Source organism: Nitrospira sp. Ecomares 2.1, assembly GCF_965152585.1.
In genome coordinates this window covers 1169295-1190806 of the sequence record NZ_OZ224219.1, presented here as the reverse complement: position 1 = coordinate 1190806, position 21512 = coordinate 1169295, and the positions used below count along the sequence as shown (strand labels likewise).

Genomic DNA, 21512 nt, shown 5'->3' with positions numbered 1-21512 from the left:
TGAGATGTGGAGAAAGGCCACAGCAGGTAAAGGTAAGGAATACCATAAAAAATGCTCGTACGGAAGGGTCTGCGGAGGGTCTGCTCCGTGACGGTGAAGCGGCCAATGGCCTATCAATAAAGCGACTTTCAGACCAGTCGGGACTTTCACGAATCTTCCCTGTGTGACCGAATGACTCCGTTCCCCGTTAAAGAGCACGTTGGGGAAAACCTTAAACAAACGTAGGAAGATAGATGGTTGTCTCTCATTTCTTCCATTCATTACACGACAAAAAAAAACGGCCTGCCGAAAGAAAGACACTTTCGGCAGACCGCCCAAGACTCAAGGGACGCTGAAGTTCTATTCTTGGGATATTCCCAAGACCAACTTAGGAAGGCGTCTTATTTACCAATACTGTCAATCTTTTCGTTAGCCGTTTCCTGCGTTTCATTTACTTTTCCCTTGGCCCCGTCCTTGAATTGATCCATCATGCCACCGGCTTCTTTTTTCGTGGCATCCTGGGCTTCAATCGCATGCTCTTTTGCATGTTCCGTCATGTCCATGCCCGCATGAGCATCAGCTGAAGTCTCCGGTGGCTTTTCGGCTGCACCCTTTAAGGTATCTTTCATTCCTGCGGAGGACACTCCGACTAAACCCACCACAAACAACACGGAAAGGACTGCAGATAGTACCTGCTTCATAAAAACCTCCTTAAGGAAGAACGTGAATGAGAGGGAAAAATTACTCTGCACCTTTACTCAAACTGAAGTCAATCAGCTGGGAAATGGACCATTTCTATCAACGAAACCGTCTCCCGCCACCATACCCTCGCCCAACATACCCAAAAGCATAAGGCGGATAAGGCCAATACGAACCCCAATAACCGCCCCAATATGGATAAGGCCCCCAATTGGGACGATACCCATACCCGTTTCGGGGAATCAGTGGCCACACTTTCAACGCCTGAATGGCAAGAACAGGATAGACTTTTTCTTCTTCATCCACTTTCCTGGAGGCTTGCCCGGTGACTTCACCTATCATTGTTAAGCGAGTGCCTTGGGGAAGCGTGGCCGGATCAAGAAAAGTCTTCTGAGTGGCAATGAAACGGCCTTTGGATTCCGTCCGGTCCCATTCTGGAACAGAATCGTTGTCTAAAGGGATTTGAAGCACCATCACTTCGGTCCGGTCCATGAAACGTTTCGCAGATAACACCACCCCGCCCACCTTCACAATCTGGCCTGTATGCGCGGAGGAATCTTGAACCACCTGGGAAAATGATATGCCGGTCGTCACCTGCGCTTCCTGGTTGGTGGAAAAAGGGGATGAGGAAAATGTCGCGCACCCACTCAGGCCAACCGACAGAACCGCCAGATGAATGATCCATACTCCAATTTTCATAGATTCCTCTCTCACCCCCTGGTGGCATTATACCCCCTATCCCGGGCCTTTGAAGAGGAAAAAACGGCATGAAAAGCTTTTCTGCCCGATTGAGGAGATTCCGAATCATTTAGTTTCTTCAGAGGCCACCGAGAAATCACAGGACACATGTGTTCCATACACGAATCGCATACACCTATGATCGGTTGGTTCTTTAACTTGTGATTTCCCTTGTTCCAGGTTACATTTCACGTATAACTATCCAATGACCTCTACATACACCAAAGGAGCAGACGATGGCTGTAAAAAAAGCGGTAAAGAGCACGGCGAGACAAGCATCCAAGAAAGCCTCTCAAGTCAAAGCGGCGGCAAAGAAAAAATCAGCGGCAGTGGCCAAGCAAGCCAAGACCGCGGCCAAAACCGGGATCAAAAAAGCCAAGAGCGCAACCAAAGAGGCAAAAAGCACCATATCCCAAGCCAAGAAAACAGCGACCAAGCGAGCTGCCAGCGTTTCCTCGAGTGCAAAGAAAACCGTGAGCCAATTAAAAAAGAAAGGCGCAAAGACAGTGGCCTCGACCACTAAGACCGCTCAAAAGAAGACTCAAAAAGCGAAAAACACCGTTAGCACCGCAGCCAAGGAAACCGGGAGAACGTTAGGGAAAACTGTAGGGAGAAATGTGGGGAAAGCCATAAAAACGGTTGAGCAACTGGTCCAACAGGCCCAGGAATATGGCAAAACCCTCCTGAGCAAATAGACGGTTGTCCCGCAAAACTTGAAGGGGTGGGATTAAATAGGAAAATTTTGATTTCATCCTGAAGAGTAAGCGGGTAAGCAATGCGTGCTTGCCACCCCCCTTCAACCGACCGTTCATCCTGAGACCACGACGAAGGGTCTGTGCCAAGGTTGACGATTCCACGTCTCCGCCAGATCCTTCGTTCCACTCAGGTAGTCCCAAAGCAACTTGTCATGCTGAGCCCATGGCGAAGCATCTGTGCCCAGATGGACAATGCTACCGCTCAGCGTGATCCTTCGGGAGACCTTGTCCCGAGCATTCCCGAATAGATCGGGATGACAATAGCCTCTTTGATCGTAAGGAAGAAGAGAAAACGAGTTTGATACTATTGTCGGGATGAGCGGTCTTTAAAGGTCAGTTCGGCAACACCGGATTTATCCAACTCACCTTTCCCCAACTTCACCAATCGCTGATATTGCTCCAACGTCGCTTTGGCCAGAGGCAGAGTCAGACCTTGGGTTTGAGCCATGGCCAGGGCAATGCCGGAATCCTTTGCGGCATGTTCCACCGAAAAATAACATTCGTGATCGCGATTTTGCATATCGGCCCCATCGGTTTCCAACACTCTCGACGCCGCTCCCGTTTGGCCAAAGACTTCTCGTAACATCGTCAGATCCAGCCCAAGAGCATCTCCCAGTCCCAACCCCTCTGCCAAACCGGCGGTATTGATATTCATCACCATATTCACCAAGGCCTTGACCTTAGCGGCTTGACCGGCGGGGCCAATGAGACGTAGTTGAGCGCTTAAGGTGGTTAAAATCGGTTTGGCTCGTTCGAAGACTTCAGGCTTGCCCCCGCACATGAGGTATAAGGTGCCCTCGCGCGCTTGAGGAATGCTGCTGGCCATACATGCTTCCAGAGTCTTCCCACCGCGAGCTTCAACTTGCTTTTCGATATCAATATGAACCTGAGGGGACAGCGTCGCACAATTCACAAACAACCGTCCCTCGGCATTCTTCAAGAGACTTACCTGATTACTCTCTGAAAAGATTTCCCGCATCGCGCCATCATCGGTCACCACGGTAAAGATCGTATTCGATAAGGCTGCCACCTCACCCGGTGTGGACACGGCCTCACAATCCAATTCTTTGGCCAGAGCCTTGGCCCGTTCGCTGTCCACATCGAAAACCACGGTCACGGGATAACCCACATCCTGAAGCCGGCGAGCCATATTGGCCCCCATCCGCCCCACCCCCACAAATCCAATTTTTTCAGTTTGTGTATTCACGTCCTCCTCCATCCTTGCCTAGCAGCCTCTTGCAAAACGCATAAACATTTAAACGTAAACCCCTTCTCTTAATTGCTGTGGGGTGTTTTCAGAGGGAGAATATTTTCTTGTGTTTTCGGGTACTTCTTTAATTCCTCTTTAGTAGCCCCCTGAACGAGATCTGTTGGTGAGGATAACCGTAAGTAACTGCCCATGCCAAAGGGAGTGTTCTTGTCAAAGGTAAGGCTGGCCATCACCGAATCACCTTTTATTCGGCCTAAGGTCGTCCGGGCCTCATCGTGCGAACTTGCATGAACTTCAAAGATGTTGGTTTTTGCCCGTTCAGGAGTCATGAGATGTTCAAACAACTGCCGTCGTGGATTGCCTTGAGCCACGGGCCACACCACGGGAATCACCACATGGAGTTTGTCCCACTCTTGCGGACCTAACTCTTTTTTCCATTGGCTCATTGCGCTCAACCCCGCTTGTGTTTGCAACTCCACAGCGGCTTTCATGGCCTCGGCAACGAAAGGGATGATGTTATGAGCAAACGCACTATACGATTTCTCATCACCGGAACCATTTGCGATACAGTCCTGTAAATATTCATGCACCATATCTAACATTTTAAGAGCTCTGACGGATGTGGCTGGACTCATATCACTTTTTTCCAGAACGTCTTTAATATTTTCCACGTGTTTCTTATATTCAATCAGCGGTTCTTCCCATCCCTCTGGTCGATTGGCCACATTATCAAAGTAGGGGGAGATTAAAAAAAAGACTCCCATTGGCAGGTGCGCAAGGATTTTCTCCATCTCATACATGACTGACGTAGGCGTGACTGTTTCGACAGGAAGTCCTCTACGGTACAGGTAATAAGTACTGCCAACCCCCTCTTTGCCCGGCTCATAGTCACTCGCAATGATCAAGGGATAAATATTCTGCCCCACGTTTCGGATGAAATTTTGATAATTGTTTTTCCTAAACCAATCCAGGTCGCGCATGGCTTCGTATGTTTGTTTCCTGAAATGAGCGGCATCTGTCTCAGTATCAGCAGGGTCGGCTCCTTGTCCATCGACAGTGGGTCTGACACCTTTATAGTCAATATAATCCACTTTCTTATCACCGGCGTATGAAACACTTTGAAGCAAGAATTTTTTATACTCCTCGTCTTTTTCGAGTTCTATGAGGGCTTTAAAATATTCTTTATCCCCCTCTGGATAAATCTCTTCCGATTCGGAAAAGGCCGGCATAGGTAACAAGACAGATTGAATCAACAAGCCGACTCCCAAGATCAAAGTCAAGAAACAGCCCTTGAGCGTCACAACATGTCGGTGTTGCAAAAATGGATAGGATGAATGATTGACGATGAGCGCTTGGCGTGTCCTTTGAAATTTTTGAAACATAGTGCGTTCCTTAATCAGAAAGAATGGAAAGAAATTTCAACACAAATTTCCTGCCTATTGTTGGGAAAACACCTCCGGATAGTCAATTGACCGCTCCTGGATCTTCCCTTTTTATACTGGTTTAAATTGAGAGGTTCAGACGCATGGGGTGGTGGCCATCAAGGCGGTGGCTCATAAACTCCCACTGGCTTGCTATTACGTGCTGCGCGATCAGGTCCCGCTCGAACTCAATAAGACGTTTACTGTACAGACGGCGTGCCGATTGGGCAGGACGGCTGAGCTCGAATTGGGGCCATAAAGCAAAAAATAACTCCAGGGTAGCTTAAACAAATTCCAGGAGAACAGAGACCACCCAACATTCAAATTTTATGTGCGTACTTGTTGAACATTTAGCTTTTCCGTATGTTAGACATAACATTAATAAGCAGCTCGGAAAAGTCCAAGACGATCATACTCAGCTGCATTCATTAGGAAGGGGACACGCCATGAAAGCTATGCTTGTGAATGCCTATGGCGAAGACGCCGTATTTGAAGCGACGGAAGTTGAAAAACCTGAAGTAAAAGCCGGTCATGTTCTCGTAAAGATCGCGGCATCAAGCGTAAACGCCGTTGATACCATGATTCGAAAAATGGGTAAAGAGTTACCGTTATCTCCTGATACGCCGGCCATTTTAGGAACCGACTTTGCCGGCGAGATTGAGGAAGTCGGCAACGGTGTTAAAGAATATTCAATCGGCGATGAAGTATATGGATGTGCAGGTGGGTTAGCAGGTTTACCCGGCACATTGACTGAATACATAGTGGCGGATCGCAACTTAATCGCCCATAAGCCAAAGAATTTGTCGATGCGAGAAGCCGCGGCATTGCCATTGGTTGCCATTACTGCCTACGAAGGTTTGACTCGAGCAGGTATCAAGCAGGGCCAAAAAGTTCTGGTGCATGGTGGTTCTGGTGGCGTTGGCCATGTGGCTTTGCAGCTGGCAAAACATTTTGGTGCCAAAGTGTATTCGACGGGTGGCGGTGCAAAACAATTGGCATTGATCGAACAACTGGGGGCAACTGCCATCAACTATAAAACTGAAACGGTTGAGCAGTACGTTGCCAAACATACCAATGGGTCAGGATTTGATTTGGTGTTCGATTCTGTTGGCGGTGCAAATATGGCGAACTCATTTGAGGCAGCTGCACTCAATGGTCAAATTGCCTCTACCGTTGCCTTATGTGAGCTGGACTTAACTGTGGCCCACTTTAAGGGATTGTCGTTGCATGTCGTATTTATGTTAATTCCCATCCTGCATAATTTTAAACGAGAAACACATGGGGAGATTTTGCGTAACTTAACTCAGATTGTTGAATCTGGCAGCCTCAAACCTGTGCTTGATGAAAAGCGTCATTCCCTTGAAGAAGTTGGACAAGCCCATGCTCGCTTAGAGAGTGGACAAGCTATGGGTAAAGTGGTTGTTGAAAATTGAGAATTGTAAGGCATCATCAACAACGGCCGAAACCATTCGGAGGCTTTGCGAGATGACACTGGAGGCGAACTTCGACACAACCGGATTCCAGTCTATCAATCGAGGATACAACTCCGTGTTCCGCGCAAACCGGTTGAGCCTTGGTCTGGTCGTGCCAATTGAGAACTACACCAAGGGTCCTGTACCGGAAATGCACCGCCACATTGAACGTGTTCAGCTCGCCGAAGCACTCGGGTTCTCCGCAGTCTGGTTACGAGATGTGCCATTCAATGTTCCGTCATTTGGCGACGCGGGACAGACCTACGATCCGTTCGTTTATCTTGGGCTGCTGGCCGGACTAACAGACCGGATCGCTCTTGGGGTGGCGAGTATCATTCTGCCTTTACGACATCCGGCTCACGTTGCCAAAGCCGCAGCAACTGCCGACGTCCTTTCGGGCGGACGATTGATCCTTGGAGTGGCTTCCGGCGACCGTCCGGATGAATACCCGGCGCTCAACATCCCGTTCGCGGATCGAGGGGCACGTTTCCGAGAGTGCTTTGACTACATCAGACGCATGAGCGACGAGCAACCAGATTTTGATAACGCTTTTGGCAGCCCGAACGGCGACATAGATATGCTTCCCAAACCGGCGTCGGGAAAGTTGCCGTTGTTAGTTACAGGGGGAAGTCAACAAAACCCCGAATGGATCGCGCAGAACGGGGATGGCTGGATGATCTATCCGCGTCATACCGTTCTACAGGCGCAAATCATTCGCGACTGGCAGTCGCGGGTTGAGGCAGCAGGAAGGTCTCCGCAGCCCGTCATGCAACCTTTTTATGTCGATCTGGCTGAAGACCCGGAAACCCCGCCGCAGCCAATCCATTTAGGCTTCCGATTGGGTACGCACCACCTTCGGGACTATCTGAAATTGCGGGAAGAGATCGGCGTCAACCATATTGCACTGAACCTGCGTTATAACCAAACAGATATCGAGACAACACTGAAACGTCTAGCTGATGACATATTGCCGGACTTCTCCGGGTGAGGAAGGCTTTCCCATGCAAAAAATCATTCTCATTACCGGTTCCACAGACGGGATCGGGTTAGCAACGGCCAGGTTGTTGATCTCTATGGGTCACCATGTTTTGCTGCACGGGCGCAATCCGGCAAAACTGGAAGAAGTGAAAAAAACCCTTTCTGTGCTGCCAGGTGATGGGCGCCTTGAAAGCTATGTGGCTGATCTGTCTCGCATAGCCGATATCGAGGCATTCGCAAAGGTCGTCGCGGAAAAACACACGAGGCTTGATGCATTGATCAACAATGCTGGCGTCTATCAGTCGCCCCAAACGGTCACGAAGGACGGGCTCGATGTGCGGTTCGCGGTCAATACGATTGCGCCTTATCTGCTGACGCAACGGCTTTTGCCGCTGTTTGATTCCTCCGGAAGAGTAGTCAATGTATCCTCCGCGGCTCAGTCTCCAGTCGATCCGAGAGCGCTGGCCGGACAGGTCAGGCTGTCCGACGACGCGGCTTATGCGCAAAGTAAACTTGCGTTGACAATGTGGTCTCGCACTATGGGGCTTTCGCTCAAAGATGAGGGACCACCGATCATCGCAATTAATCCCGGGTCGATGCTCGGCAGCAAAATGGTGAAAGAGGCTTTCGGTGTGGACGGTGGTGATATCGGTATAGGCTCAGAAATACTGAGTCGTGCGGCTTTGGCAGATGAATTCGCGACGGCCTCCGGTCAGTATTTCGACAACGATACGGGGCAATTTGCCTCGCCCCATTCCGATGCACTCAACCACCAAAAGTGCGAGGAGATTGTGCGGGTAATCAAGAGGGTGGTGATTAAAATAAAAAGATCCTAGAACATCTTTTCTCCATATAATCCATCTTGCAAGCTGAGCGCGGAGGCTCCGTGATTTCGTCGGAGGACTTACAGAAGCAGGTCGGCGATTTACTGAGCCTGGAAAAAGAGGAGCATTTGGCGCCCAAGGCACTGATCACCTAGACAGGGGAAGCCTACACAATGGTGGCTCCCACTATTACCAAGAGACTGTTGAAAAAATTGAAAATGTTCAACAGAGATGGCCTTTGAAACCATACCTTCACTTTCTCGTCAGGGATTCAGAACGTTCAAAAAGGCCACCTTACCTTTATAAACATTTAACCTTTGGGGAAAAGAGATGAGATCAGGGCTTGCACCGACACATAACGAGGGGAAGCTTCTGGGCGAAGCGTGAGGCCGAACATCGGGATTGTGTCCTGAAAAATTAAAAGAGTATCCTTTGGTCTTCCAATGGTACACACTATTGGGCTTTTCCCACTATTCAGACCATGAACGTGAACTCCCACAAATCAACCGCAATGACAAGTTTGATCCTGAGAACTCTCTGCCTGTTGTTCCTGCTGGCGCCTGCAACCGCGGCCATGGGGGAGGATGTTGACTGGAAGAGGACCGTCGGCGAGGCGGTAGACAGCTTGCAACAGTATCTTCGGTTCAACACCACCAATCCGCCTGGTGATGTCACCGAGCCAACCGACTTCCTTCAGAAGCTTCTTGAGAAAGAGAGGATCACGGTCACGCGGTACGAAGCCGCACCAGGAAAAATTAATCTTTCCGCCCGGCTTAAGGGCACGGGCAAGGCCAAGCCGATTCTGCTACTTCACCATATGGATGTTGTGCCCGCAGACGCGAGTCGCTGGAATGGCATGAATCCCTTTGGCGGCGAACTCAAAGACGGCTACATCTGGGGCCGTGGCGCGATCGACATGAAAGGCACGGGTGTCCTTCAGCTCTACGCGTTTCTGACGCTTGCGCGGCAGAAGATTCCGCTCGACCGCGATGTCATCTTCCTGGCGGTGAACGACGAAGAAATCGGTGGGACAATGGGGACCCGCTTCCTGCTCGACAACCACTATGAGGAACTCGATCCCGAATTTGTTCTCGACGAGGGGGGATTTGGCAGTCGTGAGATTTTCGTGAACGGGAAGTTGGTTTTCGGTATCTCCGTTGCGGAGAAGCGGGCATTCTGGCTCCGTGTGTCGGCCCGTGGCATCGCCGGACACGGCTCTCAACCGAACGATCACAATCCGAATGATAAACTGATGCGTGCGCTTACCAGGCTTTTCAATGCGCCATTTCCGACCGTCTCCAATCCTGTCCTTGACGCACTCGTGACCAAGCTCGGAAAGCTTGAGCCAAACCAGTTCACGAACGCCATCAGGCAGACGACGGTCTCGCTCACCTCGCTCCAGTCAGGTGTAGGACATCCGGCCAAGACGAATGTCATTCCCTCGCTGGCCACGGCGACTCTCGATGCTCGTTTGCTGCCGGGCATGGATGCTGAAGACTTTCTGGCGGAGGTGAAGTCTCGACTCGGCGATGAGATAAAAGTTGAGGTCATTCACCCCGCGAGTCAATCTGTCGTAACGCCGCATGACACCGGAATGTTTCGAGCGTTGTCCAATGCCATTACACGGCACCATCCCGACGCGACCGTTGTGCCGATGATTATTCCTTACGGAACCGATTCGAGGATGTTTCGTCTGCGCGGGGCCAAGTGCTATGGCATTCTGCCCCTCGTGCTCACCACCGAACTCGCCACGTCCATCCACGGTGACGCTGAGCGAATCCCTGTTGACCAATTCGAAACGGGAATCCGAATTTATTACGAAACCCTGCTTGAAGTCGCAGCCCACTAAGCATTGGTTTCTCTTTCCGGGAACAGAATAGTCGTGCCGAGCCCCTTCGACGGAGTTTATTCTGAGTAAAAGCCGAAGGACTTAGGGCAGGTACGCGAAGCATCCGGCTAGTCTGCCTGGGCACAGATCCCTCGTTGCTCTCGGGATAACAACAAGGGGAGGCACGGGACTTTATAGAGCCTGTTTTGAGCTTTGCTGAAAGGATTGTTCTGAGAGCAACATCGCATGGCTCGAACCATCATTTTCCTATAATCCCTGACCGACTGCCCCTGAAACCCTGTAAGTTTCTTCGGAAGATCAAGAAATATTCCACGGCCTGATGAAGAACTTGTGGGGGTTGATCCCTCTATTCCTGGCCGAACATACCCAGACCAGTTAACGGTTTTTTCGTGATACACTAGTCGTGAAGATCCTGGGAGAACATGAAAATTATGAAACAGAGCAAGGAAGCCCGACAGGAGTCTTTTTACGTGCAAACAACCACTTCCCCACAGGCCTGTTTGGCTACCAACCCTTCACCCAACTGTGTGACACATTGCCAAGATTTCAGAACCGTTTTCCGTTATGGAAGCCTGTGAGCCTCCGGACTTCGGAGCTGGGATGTTCCCGTGGATAGATGATTCGTGACCCGACTAGCCATGTCCTGCAAAGACTTCAGCCATAAACCCTCAAACATCTGCCATAGGGAGCCTCGTCCATGTCCGAAGCAACACCCCGTCTGACACAAGAAGAAATACGGCTCGAAGAATCTAAAAAGCGAACGGTGCATTGGAAACGATGGGGACCCTACCTGAGTGAGCGGCAATGGGGCACGGTCCGTGAGGATTACAGCCCTCATGGAGACGCATGGGAATACTTCTCTCATGACCAATCACGTTCACGGGCCTATCGGTGGGGCGAAGATGGCATCGGGGGAATCTGCGACCGTCACCAGCAGATTTGTTTTGCACTGGCTCTCTGGAACGGAAAAGATCCCATTCTGAAGGAACGGTTGTATGGATTAACCGGGAACGAAGGCAATCACGGGGAGGACGTCAAAGAATATTACTTTTACCTGGACTCCACGCCGACGCATTCCTACATGAAGTTTTTATATAAATATCCCCAACACCCGTTTCCCTATGCCCAATTGATGGAAGAAAACCGGAAGCGCGGCAAACACGATTGGGAATATGAGTTGATGGACACGGGTGTCTTTGATGACAACCGGTACTTCGACGTGTTTATCGAATATGCCAAAGCGACGCACGAAGACATCCTCATCCGGATCACCGCTCACAACCGGGGGCCTGATTTTGCGGAGCTTCATGTATTACCGACCATCTGGTTTCGCAATACCTGGTCCTGGACGCCGCATGCTCCCCGTCCCACACTCAATAGGGATGAGGACCTTGGCGATGCGCAAGTCATCCACCTCGACCATGAACAATATGGATCGCGGTGGTTGTTAAGCGAAGGCACTCCGGAATTGCTGTTTACGGAAAATGACACCAACATGCAACGGCTGTATGGGGTGCCCAACGCCAATCCGTACGTCAAAGACGGGATCAATGACTTTATCGTCTCCGGCACAAAAGAGGCGGTGAACCCGGAACAGGTGGGAACGAAGGCTGCGGTTCATTATCATCCCCTGATTGCCCCTGGACAATGCGTCACCTATCGACTCCGATTGACCAATTTACCTCCGACCGAGGGACAGTTGGGCGAAGAGTTTGAAACCATTTTCCCTGCACGCCAGCAAGATGCGGATGAGTTTTTTGCCAAACGACTCGGAACGGCGCAATCCAAGGACGCGCAAAACGTTCAGCGTCAGGCGTTTGCAGGGATGCTGTGGAGCAAACAGTTCTATCATTTTGACGTGCGCACCTGGCTGGCCGGAGATCCCACAGAGCCACCACCGCCCGCAGGCCGCGAAAATGGCCGGAACGCGGATTGGAAACACCTCTACAATGAAGACATCATTTCCATGCCCGATAAATGGGAATACCCGTGGTTTGCGGCCTGGGACCTCGCCTTTCATTGCGTCCCATTAGCCCTGGTGGACCCGGACTTCGCGAAAGATCAACTCCGGTTATTGGTCAGAGAATGGTACATGCATCCCAACGGGCAAATTCCCGCGTATGAGTGGGCGTTCGGCGATGTGAATCCGCCCGTCCACGCCTGGGCAGCCTGGCGGGTGTATAAAATTGAAAAACGCATCAGGGGCAAAGCCGACCGTGTGTGGTTGGCCAAGATATTTCATAAACTCCTGCTGAACTTTACCTGGTGGGTGAACCGGAAAGATGCCGACGGGCGCAATATTTTTCAAGGCGGCTTTCTGGGACTGGATAATATCGGCGTCTTCGACCGCTCAGCACCACTGCCCACAGGCGGATATATCGATCAATCGGACGGCACGAGTTGGATGGGCATGTACTGCCTGAATATGCTGGCTATTGCCTTGGAACTGGCACGGCACGATCCGGCCTATGGCGATGTGGCCAGCAAGTTCTTTGAACATTTCGTTTACATCTCTCATGCCATCAATCACTTCGGGGAAGGCAATCACGAAGCCTCCCTGTGGGATGAGGAAGACGGGTTCTATTATGACATGTTGCATGTTCCGAACGGCCATTCTCAACAAATGAAGGTCCGGTCCATGGTGGGGTTGATTCCTCTCTTTGCCGTTGAAACCCTGGAACCGGAAGTGGTGGATGCCTTGCCCGGCTTTAAACGGCGCCTGTTATGGTTTATCGAGAATCGCCCGGAATTCCGGCGTCATGTCTGTTCAACCAGTCTTCCGGATGGAAGCGTGCGCCGGATGCTTTCCATTGTGGATCAGGAGCAACTCCCCAGGGTCATGAAGTACATGTTGGATGAAGAAGAGTTTCTTTCCACCTATGGCATACGAGCCTTATCCAAATACCATCAAGATCATCCCTATGTGCTCCACCTGAATGGACATGAACATCGCGTGGATTATGAACCGGCCGAATCCAAAACAGGGATGTTCGGCGGCAACTCCAATTGGAGAGGACCGATTTGGTTTCCGGTGAATTTTCTGCTCATCGAATCGTTGCAAAAATTCCATCATTTTTTTGGTGACCATCTCACCGTTGAATGCCCGACCGGGTCGGGATCGCAACAAACCTTGTGGCAAGTCGCGGCGGAAATTTCCCGTCGCCTCAATCGCATCTTCCTTCGTGATACGGCTGGCCATCGACCGGTCAACGGAGGAGTCGCCGTGTTTCAGAACGATCCGCATTGGCGGGATTATTTGTTATTTTATGAATATTTCCACGGGGACAACGGGGCCGGATTGGGCGCCAGCCATCAAACCGGATGGACCGGACTTGTCACCAAGCTATTGGAACAATCAGGAGAATAGGATATGTCTCCCGACCGAAGACAACAACACCAGGACTTCCCACCTCCCCTGCCCGCCTCCATCCTGCCACAGATCGTGGATTTTGGCAGGGAGATATGCGGAGATATCTGGATGGCGGAACGCCGGGAATGGCTCGTCACTAACGGCATCGGAGGATTCGCCTCCGGCACGGTAGCCGGCTCTCTCACCCGCCGATATCACGGGCTATTGATGGCCGCGCTCAAGCCACCTCTCGGGCGGACCTTATTAGTCAGCAAGCTGGAAGAGACCGTGAAATACCGGGAGCAGACGGTACAACTTTCAACAAATCATTGGGATGGAGGCACGATTGCACCCACCGGCTTTTTATATCTGGAGCGGTTCCGTTTGGAAGGCACCACGCCGGTCTGGACGTTTGCCATCGCCGACGCACAATTGGAAAAACGAATTTGGATGGAGCCGGGGGAGAATACCACGTATGTCAGGTATACCTTGATCCGGGGAACCCTTCCGGTTCGGCTCAATCTGCGCGCCTTTATTAATCATCGGGATTATCACGGGACGACGCTGGACACCCTGCCGGAATTCTCCACCACGCCCGTACCCCATGGACTACAAATTCTCCCCACAGGAGGTGCTCCGTTTATCCTCTCCGCGTCGGATGGGTTGGTAGAGAGCGTCAGTACCTGGTTTCACAATTATCATCTGCCCCTGGAACGGGAGCGCGGACTTCCCGATCGGGAGCATCATCTGCACATCGGCACCTGGAGCCTCGACTTAAAACCAGGCGAACAGATGACCTGGATGGCCAGCACCCGTCTAAAGCCGTCCAGACCCGCTGCTTCCTGTTTCGAATCACGCCGACGTCATGAAACGGCATTGCTCCAATCGGAATCAACGCCAAAACACTCACCCCCGAATGGGCCAACCTGGATCCAACAGCTCACGCTGGCCGCCGACCAGTTCATCGCCTCTCGTCCCCTCTCACCCAACGACACCGGCCACACGATCATCGCCGGCTATCATTGGTTTGGAGATTGGGGGAGAGACACCATGATCAGTCTGCCCGGACTGACGCTGACCACCAAACGCTTTGACATCGCTCGCAGCATTCTTTCCACCTTTGCGCAATATGCCGACCAAGGCATGCTTCCCAACCGATTCCCCGAGGAGGGAGAAGCGCCGGAATACAATAGTGTCGATGCCACGCTCTGGTACGTCGAGGCTGTCCGCCAATATGTGGACGCCTCCGATGACCACGTCTTTCTCAAAACGATCTTTCCCGTGCTTGTCGAGATGCTGGCGTGGTACCGCAAGGGCACCAGGTTTGGAATCGGCATGGATCCCGCCGATCACCTCCTTCATGCCGGGGAGACGGGGGTGCAGCTCACCTGGATGGATGCCAAGATCGGAGACTGGGTCGTGACGCCCCGCATCGGCAAACCGGTCGAAATCAATGCGCTGTGGTATCAAGCCTGGCTTACCTTGGGACAATTGGCCAAAACCTTGAAAGAACCGCACGAGGAATTTCTGCAAACAGCCAAGGCCATCCACGCATCCTTTCAACGGTTCTGGGACGAACCATTACACCGCTGCTATGACGTGCTGGACGGACCCCATGGACATGATCCGGCCCCACGCCCCAATCAATTGTTCGCCGTGTCGTTACCACACAGTCCACTCACCTACAAGCAGCAGCATGCGGTCGTCGACTATTGCGCCCAACATCTCTACACAACATATGGATTACGCAGCTTGGGACAGGATGATTCCCAATATGTGGGACAATATGAAGGAGATATCCGGCAGAGGGATAGAGCCTATCATCAGGGGACGGTCTGGGGCTGGCTCCTGGGTCCTTTCGTGCTGGCACATTTTCGGGTCTATCACAATGCCGAAGTTGCGCTGTCTCATCTTGTCCCGATGGCTCATCATCTCAATGATTACGGACTGGGAACGCTCGGCGAAATTTTTGACGGACAACCACCGTTTGCCCCGCAAGGTTGCATTGCCCAAGCCTGGACCGTCGCCGAAGTCCTCCGCGCCTGGCATCTCATTCAACCTTCCGCCCACAGAGAAACAAAAGAAAACCACACTCCCCAAAAGTAAGACTAACCTGGCATCCTTGAAGTCTCCATTAAAGTTGTCACTGAGCCCAGCCTGAAGATGCCACGGCTCAGGAAAATCCTTGGATGGACCTTGGACTTACCCTACCGAATGGCTCAAGATGACACTTTCTACCACGGGTTTCTCTTCGTTCATCTCCCTAATGGTCTTCCGTTGAAAGGGGTTGAGGGAATTTGAAGTTAATGAGTGGTTTGTCTATAGTCTGACGGTCCCATTTCTCTGGATCGTGGCAGACCGGATGCAGAACGGACGGCCAGCGGCCGACACACTCACGTCAGTTCCTAACACACTGGCCGTGGCTTTTTTCTGAAGCCCCCGTACCGGCAAGAAACCGTATTACTCATGATCTCGACAATCGGCGATAAGTGCCCAGGAACCCGACGGACCCCAAGACTTCCTGCCTTTCCGGTCGGTTGACCGGATGAGGTCGGCTGCTCACATGGGTCAAACCTTCGTGGTCGGATATCAACCAAAGGAGTAATTCATACGTCACAGTAATAAATACTTCCCACTCGTGTAGTCCTTGGGGGTGTGCATGGCCCTTCTTTCTCTTCTCATTGGCTTTTTCCTTGGGCCGCATCATTTATTGAGCAAACTGCGCATAACTTTAGCGCTGTCAAGGCGGTGATCGATGGATAGATTATCCAAACTATCCAGATCCTTCCGAGGTTCACGATGACCCTCATCTCCCCGTTACGCAGTTTGTTCATAAGACTCGCCACAAACAAGGAAGACAGTTCGCAGCTCCATGAATCCGAATCTTACACAAATTGGTGCACCCGTTTTGCCTGGGAACGTCTGACGGTCCTTTATCTTTTGGGATTGGTCGCCAACCCTGCGTTCATTGTAGCCGACGTCCTCCTCCATCGAGAGCATCTCGATGCGATTCTCGACATACGCACGATTTTGGAGTTAGGGCTCCTCGGTTGCTTTCTGCTGGTGAGATACCAACCTGCTGCAATCCCGCCACATGCGTTCTTAATCCTTTGGGTATTGATCGGCAATCTGTGCATCGTCCAGATGACCGTCGTGCTTGGGGGATTCGCCGCCCAGTATTACAACGGGCTCAACCTGGTGTTCCTGGCCGCAGCGGTCATTGTGCCGGTGTCCTGGCCGAGTCATCTGATCGCTCAAGCTGGAACGCTCATGTCGTATTATGGGATGAATCTTCTCAGTACCTCCGGGACGGCGGATATCGACGCAGCCATAGGAAACTCGTTTTTTCTCATATGGACCTGCGTCGCATTACTCTTCTCGGTTTTCCTCTACGAGCGACTGCAACGAGCCGAATTTCAAGCGCGGCTTTTTGAGCGAAGCGCCAGAGCTGAATTGGAAGCGTCTAACCAAAAACTCCTCGAACTGGATCGGTTGAAAAGCGAGTTCTTCGCAAACATCAGCCATGAAATTCGCACGCCGCTCACTCTGGCGGTAGGTGCATTTAAGACTCTCTTGAAATCTTCACTAGGCGCAGAAGCTAAAGATGTGGTCCAGACCGGCTTACGGAATGCCTCCAGGCTCTTGTTCCTCATCAATGAATTGTTGGATCTGGCTAAATTCGACAGCGGTCGCACCACCCCGAACAAACGATGCCTGGATTTCGCTGCGCTCGTCAGCAGCGTGGTCATGAACTTTGATTCCAGCCCGACTCGTCGCATCCATGTCAAAGGCCTGATGCAACCGGTGCCCTTGGAGGCCGATCCACTCCAAATGAAGAAACTTTTGTATAACCTGCTCTCCAATGCCTTCAAGTTCAGCGACCCCCATGAGGGTCAAGTGTGGATTCGTCTCTCCTCCAAGGAACATTCCATTGAACTGGAGGTTGAAGACAACGGCATCGGCATTCCGCCCGATCAATTAGGGCGAATCTTCGACCGATTCACGCAAGTGGAAAGCAGTGCCACGAGGCGTTATGAAGGCAGCGGAATCGGATTGGCCTTAGTGAAGGAAATCGTCCTGCTGCATGGGGGAACAATTGCGGTGGAAAGCGATCCCGGCCGTGGTTCTGTGTTTACCATCACGTTGCCTCGCGGGAACGTGACGGCCGATCAGCTGCTTGCGGTTCAAGACGACGAGGACGATCGTTCCTTTCTTCCAAGACTAGCCGAAAAAGAACAGATAGACGAGGAGTCTTTCCTTTCCCCCGCTGAAAAGAAGGACGCCCCATTGGTGTTGGTGGTCGATGACAATGCCGATATGCGCGGGTACGTCAAAAAAATATTGCACAGACAATATCAGATCGTAGTAGCCAGGGACGGGGCGGAAGCCCTGGAGATAGCTCAACACTTGCGTCCGGCATTGATCCTGACGGATGTCATGATGCCGAAAATGAGTGGACAGGACCTTTTGAAAGCCGTTCGAAACGATAAGACTCTTCGATCGACCCCCGTGATTTTCTTAACAGCCCGCGCTGGAATCGAAGCACGTATTGAAAGTCTGGAAGCAGGAGCCGACGATTATCTATCCAAACCCTTCGACGAACCCGAACTCCTGGCTCGCGTCGGCAACCTGATTCGAGCACGCGCACAAGAACGGGAACTCGTGCAATTACAGAAAGAAAAATTAGCCAGGTTCTTACCCCAAAATCTGGCCGACCTGATCATGTCGGGCGACCACGAGGATTTCCTGAAAGGGCATCGCAGCAAAATCACCGTGCTCTTTATCGATCTTCGAGGATTCACACCCTTTACTGAAACGGTGGCTCCCGAAGAGGTGATGGCCGTCCTCCGTGAGTACCAGGCGGCGATGGGTTACCTGATCTCCGAATATGGTGGAACGCTTGAGCGATTTGCCGGCGACGGCATCATGGTCTATTTTAACGACCCGCAGCCCTGTCCCAATCACGCCGAACAAGCGGTGCGCATGGCAATCGCCATGCGACGTGAGGTCTTTTCGTTGGAAGAGCAATGGAAGAAACGCGGCATTCCCCTTGGAGTAGGCATCGGGATTGCAACCGGATATGCAACGATCGGTGCGATCGGATTTGAAGGACGAACGGACTATGCCGCGATCGGCCCCGTCACCAATCTGGCATCCAGACTCTGCAACGAGGCCCAACACGGCCAAATCCTGATCCCGGAACAAGTTGCATCCCTTCTTGGAAATCTGATCTCGACCGAACCGCTCGGAGAACTCGCATTGAAAGGCATTCAAAGACCCCTTTCCGTCTATCAAGTGGTTGGGGTGAACGCCTAAGCGAATGACCCCACGATTGAGAAATATCGCCAGCGCAGCCCGGAAGTGTTCGACGAGGATACCGCCGCAAGAGCTATCTCAATGATTACGGCCTGGGAACGCTCGGCCAAATTTTTGACGGACAACCACCGTTTTCCCCGCATGGTTGCATCGCCCAAGCCTGAAATCCTTCACGCCTGGCATGTCCTTCAACCTTCCGCCCACAGAGAAACAAAAGAAAACCACACTCTTAAATAATTAGGCTATCCTGGCATCCTGATAGTCCCCACTAACATTGTCATTCTGAGCCTCCGGCGAAGAATCTGTGCCCAACCTGACGACACCCCCACGCAGCAAGATCCTCCCCCTTCCTGTCAACCAAGTCATTCCTTCTAGCATTGTCATTCTGAGGCCTCGCCGAAGATTCTGTGCCCAGCCACAAGATCACCTAATCCTGAAGAAGGCCTTCTTTTTGTTGACTGCTCATCTCTATAAACGATTCTTCCTCCCTCATCCCCGACATCGTGTATCGGTGATCCATCTTTTTAAGGAAGCCTTCCTCCTACCGCAGCCTGTCCGAATATACCTTAAACCCATCTGTCCTTTTTTCTAGGAGTTGGGTATCATGCCCTGGAATTTTTCCATGAGAAAGGCATGTAATCCTGGCCTACATTGAAAGCTTCATCGCTGAGATTCGCAACGATCGCCTTACAATGGTGACAAGACCGACGTCAAAACAGAAAGACAAGGAGTAGAGACAATGGATTCACAATTTTGGATAACAGCCTGGAACGAAGGAAGGACAGCCTTCCACGGAGAACACTATCACGAAAAGCTGACCGAGTACTTTCCTCAATTCAATCCTGGAAAGGGGCAGCGAGTACTCGTTCCCCTCTGTGGGAAATCAAAAGATCTTCTTTGGCTTCATGGGCTCAATCTTCATGTCCATGGAGTCGAATTGCATGCCCAGGCCGTGAAAGACTTTTTTTCTGAAAATGGACTTTCATCCCCTCACATAGACCAAGATCAAGATTTCACCCATTTCACCCACGGAAATATCATCATCAGCTGCGGGGACTTCTTCAAACTCAATGAACACCACTCTTACGATTACATTTACGATCGGGCCGCACTCGTGGCTCTGCCAGCCCCAATGAGAAAAGGGTACGCGCAAGTTATCAAGCAATCCCTCAAACACGGGGGGAAATACCTTCTCATCGTCTATGATTATGACCAATCAAAAATGGAAGGGCCTCCTTTTCATGTTGGTGGCAAAGAAATTCATGATCTGTACGAAGATCAATTCACCATTACTTTGAAAGAAAGCCAAAAGCCAAAAAATGAAGGAACAAGACTCTCCGCCATAGACAGCCTTCACCAGACAGTCTATGTCCTTGAAAAGATCCTGTGAAACTCTCCGCTAAATGGGTACCATCGAAAAAATCTTTGACGGACAACCATTTTTCGCCTCGCAGAATTGTCACCCAACCCTGGACGATCGCCGAAACACTTCGCGCCTGGCACATCATCCAGACAGTCCTCACCTAAGTTGTCATTCTGATCCACCACCGGCTTGTCATTCCCAGCCCACGACGACTTGTTATTTTGAGCCCTCGGCGAAGAATCTGTGCCCAGCCTAACGACCTCTCGCCCCACCAAGATCCTTCCGTTCCCTAAAACAGTCCCCCACCAGAGTTATCATTCTGAGGCCATGCCGAAAAATCTGTGCCAAGGCCGAAAGTCCCCCAGCTCAGCGAGATCCTTCGGTGGACCTTGCCCTGAGCTTTGCCGAATGGTTCAGAATGACATGGTCGCTCAGGACATATTCATTTCGTTGATTGCTCACTATTGGCAAAAATCCTTCATTCGTCATCCCCGACATCTGTCATCGGGGATTCATCTTTCAGCCTTTTAATTCCTTTCTCCTGTTGGCAGAAATCCATCTTCCGAAAGTTCAAAACCCATCTGTACTTTAATTTGGGGGTTGGCTATTCTTGCCAAAGAAAGGACTGGCCCTTCCGGATTAATGTTCGGGGCAGGTCAAACCAAATCATAAAAATAAAGTAATGCTATTTCCCACAAGAGGAGTTGGACATAAAGACAATGACTGTGACTGATAGATCCGATACAAACCAGGAACAGGATTTTCCAAATGAATTTGTTTTATCAGGAAGACAACGTGCCCTCCATAGTAAGCTTGGACAAAAGAATACCCAACTGGGTTCGATATACCTTGGTGCTCTACATGTCCTAAACCAAAACCAAAATCCCGATCGTTTTGCTTTAGCCGCACACGGACTGCGTGAACTAATGGAAAAGCTACCACGATACCTTGAAATTCCCATTGAGGCCAACGATACCAGCCTAATGCAAATGTCTAGAACGCTTGCAGATCAATGGCGCAGAGCAAAGAATCAATCCAAGTGTCATAATGACACCCTATGGGATGGAGTACTTGACGAACCGTTGAGAAAATACCTCGGTGAATCGGAGAATTTTTTCTCTAAATTTGACAAAAATCGTCCATCCCACAAAAAGCAGGCTGCTAACGTAATTCGAAGACTTGACCCACAAGGGCAAACCCTCCCGCTGACAATTGAAAATTTACGGGTGAAGGAATGGGATCATTGCCGCGACTATTTCGTGGCTGTCTCACATCATAATCATTCTACTGCTCAGCAAGAGATGGAGCAGTGGATCAATGCCCTCGAAGTTTTTCTTTTAGATAGATTGGTTCCCCAGACGTTTGATGACTTTTCTATTATTGCGGCAATCATCAAAGAAGGAGAGTCCAATGATTAGCCGTGAAATTATTGAAAAAACAAAGAATGCAATAAAGCGGGCATCCGACTTCGATTACTTCTTTGACAACCTTAACTCGCCAGAATGGATCATACCCCTTTACGAGAATAAGTTTTTTGATGATCCATATCCCCTTCTCCA

14 protein-coding genes are annotated in these 21512 nt (G+C 50.9%); 10 read left to right on the top strand and 4 right to left on the bottom strand.

The window, feature by feature from the left end:
- Nucleotides 1–380: 380 nt before the first annotated feature.
- Complete coding sequence (locus tag ACWHYD_RS05290) at nt 381–680, bottom strand: hypothetical protein (RefSeq protein WP_447964867.1); 300 nt, start codon at nt 678–680, stop codon at nt 381–383.
- A gap of 97 nt (nt 681–777) precedes the next feature.
- The gene (locus ACWHYD_RS05285) at nt 778–1377 is read right to left on the bottom strand and encodes a Slp family lipoprotein (protein ID WP_447964866.1); all 600 of its coding nucleotides are present in this window, start codon (nt 1375–1377) and stop codon (nt 778–780) included.
- A 275-nt stretch (nt 1378–1652) separates the two neighbouring features.
- Between ACWHYD_RS05285 and ACWHYD_RS05280 the strand changes: the two genes are divergently transcribed.
- Nucleotides 1653–2111 carry a hypothetical protein gene (locus tag ACWHYD_RS05280; protein ID WP_447964865.1) on the top strand — a complete coding sequence of 153 codons (459 nt, stop codon included), beginning with the start codon at nt 1653–1655 and terminating at the stop codon, nt 2109–2111.
- 364 nt (nt 2112–2475) lie between these two features.
- Here the strand turns inward: ACWHYD_RS05280 and ACWHYD_RS05275 are convergent, their stop codons facing one another.
- Both ACWHYD_RS05275 and ACWHYD_RS05270 read right to left on the bottom strand, forming a co-directional pair.
- Entirely contained in the window at nt 2476–3378 is a 903-nt protein-coding gene (locus ACWHYD_RS05275; protein WP_447964864.1) for an NAD(P)-dependent oxidoreductase, read from the bottom strand.
- 68 nt (nt 3379–3446) lie between these two features.
- Nucleotides 3447–4763, bottom strand: coding sequence for a hypothetical protein (locus tag ACWHYD_RS05270; RefSeq protein WP_447964863.1), 1317 nt, complete (start codon nt 4761–4763; stop codon nt 3447–3449).
- A 485-nt stretch (nt 4764–5248) separates the two neighbouring features.
- Between ACWHYD_RS05270 and ACWHYD_RS05265 the strand changes: the two genes are divergently transcribed.
- The 9 genes from ACWHYD_RS05265 (at nt 5249) to ACWHYD_RS05225 (ending at nt 21371) form a co-directional block, all read left to right on the top strand.
- The gene (locus tag ACWHYD_RS05265) at nt 5249–6235 is read left to right on the top strand and encodes a zinc-dependent alcohol dehydrogenase family protein (RefSeq protein ID WP_447964862.1); all 987 of its coding nucleotides are present in this window, start codon (nt 5249–5251) and stop codon (nt 6233–6235) included.
- A gap of 52 nt (nt 6236–6287) precedes the next feature.
- On the top strand, nt 6288–7262 hold the full coding sequence (locus ACWHYD_RS05260) for an LLM class oxidoreductase (RefSeq protein ID WP_447964861.1): 975 nt from the start codon (nt 6288–6290) through the stop codon (nt 7260–7262).
- Between the two features lie 13 nt (nt 7263–7275).
- Nucleotides 7276–8088, top strand: coding sequence for an SDR family NAD(P)-dependent oxidoreductase (locus ACWHYD_RS05255; RefSeq protein ID WP_447964860.1), 813 nt, complete (start codon nt 7276–7278; stop codon nt 8086–8088).
- Between the two features lie 499 nt (nt 8089–8587).
- Nucleotides 8588–9925 carry a M20/M25/M40 family metallo-hydrolase gene (locus ACWHYD_RS05250; protein WP_447964859.1) on the top strand — a complete coding sequence of 446 codons (1338 nt, stop codon included), beginning with the start codon at nt 8588–8590 and terminating at the stop codon, nt 9923–9925.
- 697 nt (nt 9926–10622) lie between these two features.
- Nucleotides 10623–13292 carry an MGH1-like glycoside hydrolase domain-containing protein gene (locus ACWHYD_RS05245; RefSeq protein ID WP_447964858.1) on the top strand — a complete coding sequence of 890 codons (2670 nt, stop codon included), beginning with the start codon at nt 10623–10625 and terminating at the stop codon, nt 13290–13292.
- A gap of 3 nt (nt 13293–13295) precedes the next feature.
- Nucleotides 13296–15380, top strand: coding sequence for an amylo-alpha-1,6-glucosidase (locus ACWHYD_RS05240; protein ID WP_447964857.1), 2085 nt, complete (start codon nt 13296–13298; stop codon nt 15378–15380).
- Nucleotides 15381–16073: 693 nt separating this feature from the next.
- Nucleotides 16074–18590, top strand: a complete 2517-nt coding sequence (locus tag ACWHYD_RS05235; protein WP_447964856.1) for an ATP-binding protein — start codon at nt 16074–16076, stop codon at nt 18588–18590.
- A gap of 739 nt (nt 18591–19329) precedes the next feature.
- Nucleotides 19330–19980, top strand: coding sequence for a thiopurine S-methyltransferase (locus ACWHYD_RS05230; RefSeq protein WP_447964855.1), 651 nt, complete (start codon nt 19330–19332; stop codon nt 19978–19980).
- A 692-nt stretch (nt 19981–20672) separates the two neighbouring features.
- The gene (locus ACWHYD_RS05225) at nt 20673–21371 is read left to right on the top strand and encodes a hypothetical protein (RefSeq protein ID WP_447964854.1); all 699 of its coding nucleotides are present in this window, start codon (nt 20673–20675) and stop codon (nt 21369–21371) included.
- The last annotated feature ends 141 nt before the right edge of the window (nt 21372–21512 follow it).